General features: G+C 66.0%; 6 protein-coding genes and 1 pseudogene. 5 read left to right on the top strand and 2 right to left on the bottom strand.

Annotated features, from left to right (window positions below; all coding sequences use genetic code 11):
* Positions 1-247 (bottom strand): annotated as a pseudogene (locus MOV74_RS29345) (metallophosphoesterase); the annotation flags it as partial.
* A gap of 107 nt (positions 248-354) precedes the next feature.
* On the opposite strand from MOV74_RS29345, the gene MOV74_RS29340 reads away from it, so the two are divergent.
* Genes MOV74_RS29340 through MOV74_RS29320 form a run of 5 tightly spaced genes read left to right on the top strand, consistent with a single transcriptional unit; the run spans position 355 to position 4,079 of the window.
* On the top strand, positions 355-846 hold the full coding sequence (locus tag MOV74_RS29340; RefSeq protein WP_246930152.1) for an NUDIX domain-containing protein: 492 nt from the start codon (positions 355-357) through the stop codon (positions 844-846).
* A 49-nt stretch (positions 847-895) separates the two neighbouring features.
* Positions 896-2,047 (top strand): hypothetical protein, encoded by a 1,152-nt coding sequence (locus tag MOV74_RS29335; RefSeq protein ID WP_246930151.1) that lies wholly within the window; start codon positions 896-898, stop codon positions 2,045-2,047.
* A complete protein-coding gene (locus MOV74_RS29330) occupies positions 2,044-2,979 on the top strand; it encodes a glycosyltransferase family 2 protein (protein ID WP_246930149.1) in 936 nt (311 codons plus the stop codon). The genes MOV74_RS29335 and MOV74_RS29330 overlap by 4 nt, the downstream gene beginning before the upstream one ends.
* Before the next feature lie 56 nt (positions 2,980-3,035).
* Complete coding sequence (locus tag MOV74_RS29325; protein WP_018323286.1) at positions 3,036-3,554, top strand: GNAT family N-acetyltransferase; 519 nt, start codon at positions 3,036-3,038, stop codon at positions 3,552-3,554.
* A 42-nt stretch (positions 3,555-3,596) separates the two neighbouring features.
* On the top strand, positions 3,597-4,079 hold the full coding sequence (locus MOV74_RS29320) for a GNAT family N-acetyltransferase (RefSeq protein WP_246930147.1): 483 nt from the start codon (positions 3,597-3,599) through the stop codon (positions 4,077-4,079).
* A 96-nt stretch (positions 4,080-4,175) separates the two neighbouring features.
* On the opposite strand, the gene MOV74_RS29315 is transcribed toward MOV74_RS29320, so the two are convergent.
* On the bottom strand, positions 4,176-5,857 hold a 1,682-nt coding region (locus MOV74_RS29315), incomplete at its 5' end, for a TonB-dependent receptor (RefSeq protein ID WP_246930145.1).

The raw sequence follows: 5,857 nt of genomic DNA, 5'->3' as shown, positions 1-5,857 counted from the left end.
GGGCAGGAGCGAACTCGGCTTCCAGCGCCAGGTTGACGAGATCGCCCGTCACCGCGCTGTGGTCGGGCGCCTGCGCCTTCATGTCGGCGACCAGCGCGTCGAGCACCTCGCGGCGCTGGTACTTGTGGCGGTTGCGCGTCCAGTTGACATAGCCGAGCACGCGCTTGCCGGCGAGCTCGATCAGCCGCGGCTTCGGCAAGGGCGGCAGATGCGGATCGGACAGATGGGCGAGTGTGAAGGGGGCCAGCGTGTTGGGAGTCATGGCGCGCGATTGCCTCGCTATTGCTCCACTGTAATGGCAAGGTCCCAGGCAACGTGCAAGCGGGGCCGGGACAGCGGCCTCATGGGAGCCTGATGGAAGATCGTCTGAACAGCGTCCGCAGGAAATTCGAGCCGCTGCTGCGGCGAATCTTCCACGCCTATTTCCTCGTCGTCCGCGGCATGACGCTCGGCGTCCGCGCCGTGGTGCTGGATGCCGAGAACCGGGTGTTCCTGGTCCGGCACAGCTACGTCAGCGGCTGGTACCTCCCCGGCGGCGGCGTCGACCATGGCGAGACCATGGAGCAGGCGATGCGGCGCGAGCTCAAGGAGGAGGGTGATATCGACCTCACCGGAGCAGCCGCGCTGCACGGCATCTTCCTCAACAGCCACGTCTCCCGCCGCGACCACGTCGCGGTCTATGTGGTCAGGCAGTTCAGGCAGGAGCGCCTGCCCGAGCCCAACCGCGAGATCGTCGAATGCCGGTTCTTTCCGATCACGGCGCTGCCCGAGGGCACCACGCCTGGCACGCGGCTGCGGATCGCGGAAGTGCTGGACGGCCGGCCCTTGATTGCGACGTGGCGCTGAGGGCGGCCTGTGCTAGTAAGCAGCCCGAAAAGGCCGCCACGGACGCCGGATGAAGATCGCCAAATTCGCCTTCGGTCTGATCTGCTTCGCGATCCTCGCCAGCAACATCGCCACGATGTCGCGCTGGACCGAGGCGCGCGGGGTCTATGACGACATCTGCTATCTCCGGCAGGCGCACCTATTCCAGCGCCTCGGCATCGGTGGGCTCAACACCAATGCCGCGCTCGATTACGATGGTTATGCCAAAGGCAAGTGGAAGGAAATTTCGTACGCCGAGTGGGAGGAACCGACCCGCTGGCCGTGCCACAACCCGATGCCGGGCGGCAAGCTCGTCATACAATATCCGCCGGGCACCGGATTCCTGCTGGCGCTGTTTCCGGAAGGCCATCAGGTGGTGCCGCTTTACATTGCCGCAAACCTGATCGTTTGGGGCCTCGCGCTATCAGGCATCTTCATGGCGCGCACGCTTCTGTCGACCGTGGCCGCGGGCCTGTTCGGCGCGCTGGCAATCTACCTCATGGTCAACCCGGCGAAGGCGAGCTATTCGATCGCGCCGACCATGGCGCTGTGCGCCGTCGCGGGATTTCTGACCGCGCTGTGGCTGACGAGGCACAAGCGCAGGGTGCTGCTGCTTGCACTGATTGGCCTTCTGCTGGGGGCGTCCGTCAGTTTCAGATTGCCGAACGCGCTGCTGATGGCCGGTTATTGCCTGTTCCTGGCGATTGCGTTCCTGCGGTCGCGGACGCTCGCGGATTTCGTGGAGGGCCTCGGCTTCGGTGTTGGTGCGCTCGTCGGCGTGACGCCGACATTGATTGCCCAGGCCGTCAACGCCGGCAGCCCGCTGGCGACCACCTATGGCAGCGCCGACGTGGTCGCGCCGGCCTTCGATCTCGCCGTGCTCGGCCAGTATCTGCACGACATGCAGTTCGTGCTGATCGTCCTGGCGATCGGCTCTACGGCCTGGCTCTTGCGGGTGGGCGAGGGAAGCGTGCGGCAGGCGGCGTTCGTCGTCGCCGGCAATCTCGTCGTCAACCTCGTCTTCTTCCTGAGCCATCCGATCTTCACGCCCTATTACATTGTGCCGATCGCGATGCTGTCGCTGTGGAGCGTCTCGTTCGCGTGGCTGATGCAGCCGGAACAGGCACGGCAGGCCGCGCCGCTCCGGCGCGAGCCGGCAAGCCTCGGAGTGCCGTCGCGATGACCTCAACGCAACTTCGCATCGCGGTGCTGGTGCCCTGCTACAATGAGGAAGCGGCGGTCGCGACCGTCATTGCCGATATCCGCAAGGCGCTGCCTTCGGCCGAGGTCTACGTCTACGACAACAATTCGCGCGACCGTACCGCGGCGGTCGCGCGCGAAGCGGGCGCGATCGTGCGCAGCGAGCGGCGGCAGGGCAAGGGCCACGTCGTGCGTCGCATGTTCGCCGACGTCGAGGCCGACATCTATGTGCTGGTCGATGGCGATGCCACCTACGATGCGGCGAGCGCGCCGCGCATGATCGACAGGCTGCTCGATGATCATCTCGACATGGTGGTCGGTCTTCGCGTCGATCAGGTCCAGGCCGCCTACCGGCTCGGCCACCGCACCGGCAACCGTATGCTGACGGGCTTTCTGGCGTCGACCTTCGGTCACACGTTCAAGGACATCCTGTCCGGCTACCGCGTGTTCTCACGCCGCTTCGTCAAATCCTTCCCGGTCCTCTCGGGCGGCTTCGAGATCGAGACGGAGCTCGCGGTCTATGCGCTGGAGTTGTCGCTGCCGGTCGCCGAGATCGAGACCCCCTATTACGCGCGCCCCGAAGGCTCGTTCTCGAAGCTCAACACCTGGCGCGACGGGTTTCGCATCTTCGGCACCATGCTGAAGCTCTACCGTTCGGAGCGGCCGTTGCGCTTCTTCACGGTGATTGGAGCCGTGCTGGCGCTGGCCTCGGTGATCCTCGCGATCCCGATCGTGATCACCTTCATCGAGACCGGCCTCGTGCCGCGCCTGCCCACCGCGGTGCTGTCGATGGGCTTGATGATCATGGCCCTGCTCTCGGTGTCGTCGGGGCTCGTGCTCGACACGGTGACGCGAGGGCGGCGGGAAATGAAAATGCTGGCCTACCTGTCCCAACCGACGTTGAAAAGGAGCTGAACGCCGTCGCTGCCCGATGGACCGCGCTGCGTTCAGGTGCTATCCCGCGAATTGACATGACCGATCTCTCACTGACCATCCTTCCCGAGGCCGCCGGCGACGCCCAGTCGATCGAGCGCCTGCATGAGCGCACCTTCGGTCCCGGCCGCTTCGTGCTCAGCGCCTACCGGATTCGCGAGCACGTCGACCATCTGCTCGAATTGTCCTTCACCGCCCGCATCGGAACGCTGCTGGTCGGCTCCGTCAGGCAATTGCCGGTGCTGGTCGGCGAGACGCCGGCGCTGCTGCTGGGGCCGCTCACGGTCGAGCCGCCGTTCCGCGGCCGCGGTGTCGGCCGTCTGTTGATGGAGCGCGCGCTCAAGGACGCAAAGGCGAAAGGCCACCGTCTCGTGCTGCTGGTCGGCGACGAGCCCTATTACAGCCGTGTTGGCTTCAAGCCGGTCCCGAAGGGCCGCGTCACCATGCCGGGCCCTGTCGACGCCGCCCGCATCCTGGTGTTCGAGCTCGTCGACGGCGCCTTCGAGGGCGTGTCGGGCCCGGTCGGCCCGGACTGGAGCAAGGCGCGGGCAGGGTAGGGATATATCTCCGGGCTACGACGATCTCTTGGAGTCACGACCATGCAGGTGCGACCCGCCGACCCCGCCGAGATCGATCACCTCGCGCAGGTGTGGCACGACGCCTGGCACGGCTCGCACGCCTTGCTCGCACCGCCCGAGCTTGTCCGCCTCCGCACGTTGCCGAACTTTCGCGACCGGCTCGCGGCCATGCTCGACACCATCAATGTCGTTGGCCCGGTCGGCGCGCCCTCGGGTTTCTGCGCGATCAAGTCTGACGAATTGTATCAGCTCTTCGTGTCGCAGGCTGCCCACGGGAGGGGGGGCGCTGCCGCACTGATCGCGGACGCCGAGAAACGCCTCGCGGCGCGGGGTGTCGAATTGGCGTGGCTCGCATGCGCGGTCGGCAACATGCGTGCCGCACGATTCTACGAAAAGAGCGGCTGGGACAACGTCGGCACCTTCGTCATGATGTCGGAGACGTCGATTGGGCCTTTTCCCGTCGATCAATGGCGTTTCGAGAAGCGGCTCGCGCGCTCGGCGTGAGTCCGCAGCCCCGATTTCGCTGCGCTCCATCCGGGCTACGGCCCACCGCTGAACGGGCGTATGTCGGGGCCCTAAAGGCCCCGACCGCATTCCGCCTCAGAACTTGAAGTTTGCGAATGCCCGCACCCCGATGCCGGGCATCAAGACCTCGTCCTTGTTGTAGGACACAGAGTTGCGGATGTTCTCGTTGAGGAGGTTGTTGCCGACGATGCCGGCCATCATCTCGCGTGCGCCGAACCAGTTGCGGTCGAGCTTGGTCTTGTAGCTGACCTCTGCCTTCAGCAGATTGTAGCCTGCCGTCGGCGTCTCCGCGATCGCCGCGACGTTGTTCTGCGCGAAGGCGTGCAGGAGGTTCACGCGCATCAGCCAGTTGTCGTCGCGCCAGAACACGCCGCCGCCCATGCGCATCGGGGGAATGCGCGGCACGTTGGTGCCGTCGCTGAAGGTGGCGCGGACGAAGTCGAGCTGGTTCTCGATGCCCCAGATGCCGCCCTGGAATGCGCCAACGTCGAGCTGCGACTGGAATTCGCCGCCGCGGAAGTTGGCATTGCGCTGCGAGTAGACGGCCTGGTTCAGCTCCGCGCCCGGCGTGCCGCAGGATGCAAAGTCGTCGTCGCAGGACACGCCGGTGAGGCGGCGATAGATGAAATTGTCGAAATGCGTGTAGTAGACCGTCGCCTCGAAGCGGAACGGCCCCGTCGCCCTGCGCACGCCGAGTTCGACCGACTTCGCGGTCTCGATGGTGAGGTTCGGATTGCCGATGTCGAACGTCGCCGTCGCATCATGCCCACCACGCGAAAACAGCTCGGCCGCCTTCGGTGCGCGCTCGACATATTGCGCGGTGATGCTGCCGACCATGCCGCCCGGCAGGTCCTGCAACAGGCCGATGCTGCCGCTCTTCGGCGTGAACGACGGATTGCGCGCGATCGCTGCCTGCGGCGTGCCGTCGGGCAAATAATCGGCCGGGAAGTCCGGTGTCGTGCCGTGCAGCTCGACGTGCTCGATGCGGCCGGCGACCTGCGCCCGCGTCGCCGCCGTGAACTTGAACTCGTTGAAGGCGTAGCCGGCAACGCGCGTGCTGTTGTTGGGGTCCCACAGGCCGTTGAACAACGTGCCGGGATTGTCCGGGCTCGGCGCGCTCAATTCCTGGTGGCCGACCTGGAAGCCCAGCGCCGTCGTCACCTCGGCGAAGCGCGCGTTGAACGGCATCAGCTGCACCTCGGTGCGGATCTCCTGCTCCTTGTTGGTGAAGGTCTGGCGTATGCCGTCGCTGTTGAGGTCGGCGGGATCGGCAAGGCCGATCTCGTTGTGGCGGTAGTCGGTCGCGCCGGCCCAGAAGCGGACGGCGTCGATCGCGGCAGCATCAGGATGGTACTCGCCCTTGACGTTGATCTTGGTCTGGTGGCCGTCGATCCGCGTGTGGTGGTCGGCGCCGTCGATGCCGGGGATGTGGTAGAGCGAGTCGTTCTGCGTGATCGACGCGCCGATATAGCCGCCCTGGAAGAAGTAGGAGCCGCCGATCGAGGCGCCGTCCGAACGTGTCGCCGAGTTCGGCTGGCGGCCGTTCACGGGCCGCGACTGATCGTTCAGATACGGATAGCTCGGGATGGAATAGTCGGAGGTCGTGCGGCCATAGGCGTCGGCGTGGAATGCAAAGTTGCCTCCGCCGGTGTCGAGCAGCACACCACTTTCGACGCCGCGGTCGGCCGAGCTGAACGCGGTGCGGGTCTCGGCGGTGACGCAGGGCGAGGTCGCGGCGCTCGCGAGCGGGGCCTTGG

Origin of the sequence: Bradyrhizobium sp. SHOUNA76, assembly GCF_023006445.1 — a bacterium.
GTDB lineage: Bacteria > Pseudomonadota > Alphaproteobacteria > Rhizobiales > Xanthobacteraceae > Bradyrhizobium.
Note: the sequence above shows the minus strand (reverse complement) of the source record. Positions and strands in the feature narration are given on the sequence as shown.